Raw genomic sequence first — 2,107 nt, forward strand, 5'->3', positions numbered from 1 at the left:
ACTCACTACTCACCACTCACCACTCACCACTCACCACTCACCACTCACCACTCACCACTCACCACTCACCACTCACCACTCACCACTCACCACTCACCACTTACCACTTACCACTCACCACTTACCACTCACCACTCAGCCCACTCTACTCACAAATCCACACCTCCCCCTCACGCCAAACAAATTAAAAAAAACTGCCAGCCCAAGCAGGTTTCCTGCTCCAAGCTGACAGCTTCATTACTTACTCCTCACCACACTAGCATCTTACGGGTGAGGGATCTATCTTCTACACATGAACAGCACTAGCCTCCTGCCTCTTCGCAGCTTCAAGCCTGCTTGAACCCACGAACATTGCGGTAATGAAGCCGATAATTCCTACGCAAATGCTGAGAATGAACCCGTGATTAATTGCGGTCGCCAACGCTCCTTGCAGGAACTGACGGATCTCCGGCGGAATCGTTCCGCCTGCATGCATGAGCAGCTCTGGATTCGCCAGAGTGCTAACTTTATCAGCAGGAATGCCAGCTTTAGCCGCTCCGTCTGCAATCAGATGACTCAAATTATTATTAACGATTGTGGACATAATCGACGCACCCATGATTCCCCCGATGCTGCGCCAGAAGCCAACAATAGAGGAGCTGACACCCATATATTTAGGGTCAACATTTGCGGCGATCGCACTCTGTGCAACGCTCATCAACGGTCCGACTGCACCGAAACCAAGCAGAATCATAAGAGCAATCATATACCCGCTAGAAGCGGTCGGGCCAACTTTGGTCAGCAGCAAAGCAACAACAATGGTCATCGTCATACTGACTAACAGCAGTGGACGGAACGCGAATTTGGATTGCAAAAAGCCGAAAAGAACAGCACCACAAATGAGGGAGGCCATCATCGGCGTCAGCACGCCATTAGAATTGGTGTGGCCTAACACCGCGACGGAGAAAATAGGCAGATAGGTGATAGCAGAGAACATCAGCACACCTTGGCAGAAGACGATGATACTGGTTCCGAGCACCATTTTGTTCTTGAAAATGCTGAGTGGAAGAACCGGCTCGGCAGCCCGCTTTTCGACCTGGATGAATAAGACTGCGAAAATCACCGATACAGCGAACAAGCCGATTTCCTGCCAGGAGCTCCAAGCGTAATCTTTCCCGCCCCATTCCAGCGCCAGCATGAGCGAAACGGTTGTGATAATGAGAAATATTGTTCCAAGATAATCAATTTTTGGTTTGCGTTCCGAACGTGTCTCTTTCAACGCAATGATCAGAACGAGCATAGAAGCCAAACCGATCGGCACGTTAATGTAGAAATTCCATCTCCAACCCAGATGCTCGGCAATAAAACTGCCCAACTGTGGACCAGCTACGGAAGAAAGGCCGAAAATCGCCCCGAAAACCCCTGACATTTTGGCAGCATCCTTCGGATCGTTAAAGATCGTATAGATGATCGTGAAACTAATGGGTAGCAGCGCGCCAGAACCGATCCCCTGAATAACCCTGAATATAATCAGCTGATCCACGTTTTGCGCCATCCCGCATAAGGCTGAACCCACCAGAAACAAGCCGATCCCGATCAGATAAAACATTTTTCTGCCGAATAAATCCGACATTTTTCCAAACACTAGCATGGTACTCGTCGCCGCCAGCATATACGCGGTAAACACCCAGCTGATTTTATCAAACACGTTGAAATCCTCGCTTAGCTTGCTAATGCAGGAGGCCACAATTGTATTATCCAAAGATGACATCAATAAGCCTAACGCCATGGCTAAAATAATCAGCTTCTTATTTGAACCTGAACTATTCACGTTAATCCCTCTTCTCATTCTCTAAATTTCTAAGCCGAACCAGACCTTCCGTAATCATCTCTAACTTAGCTTCATAATTCTTCATACCGATCTGAATACAGATAACTTGCGATGGCTGCATCTCGTCCTTGTATAACGCGCACATGTCTTTCAATTGATCTAACTGATCTATGATTTGAATCTGCGCCTTCTCCAGCCACTCGATGATCTTGCTATTACCCACAAATTCGCCAAAAAACAGCCTCATCAGGAAATCTGATTTCACATTCTCGTCTTCAATAGGGCTGTACAGATAGT

The 2,107-nt window shown here is 47.7% G+C and carries 1 protein-coding gene and 1 pseudogene; both read right to left on the reverse strand.

Annotated elements, in window-relative coordinates; all coding sequences use genetic code 11:
• Window positions 1–286: 286 nt before the first annotated feature.
• The gene (locus AC1DUA_RS35025; RefSeq protein ID WP_477504125.1) at window positions 287–1,810 is read right to left on the reverse strand and encodes a DHA2 family efflux MFS transporter permease subunit; all 1,524 of its coding nucleotides are present in this window, start codon (window positions 1,808–1,810) and stop codon (window positions 287–289) included.
• A gap of 1 nt (window position 1,811) precedes the next feature.
• Window positions 1,812–2,107: pseudogene (locus AC1DUA_RS35030) on the reverse strand (hypothetical protein); the annotation flags it as partial.

The sequence above is a fragment of the Paenibacillus sp. 01T422 genome (assembly GCF_056398785.1).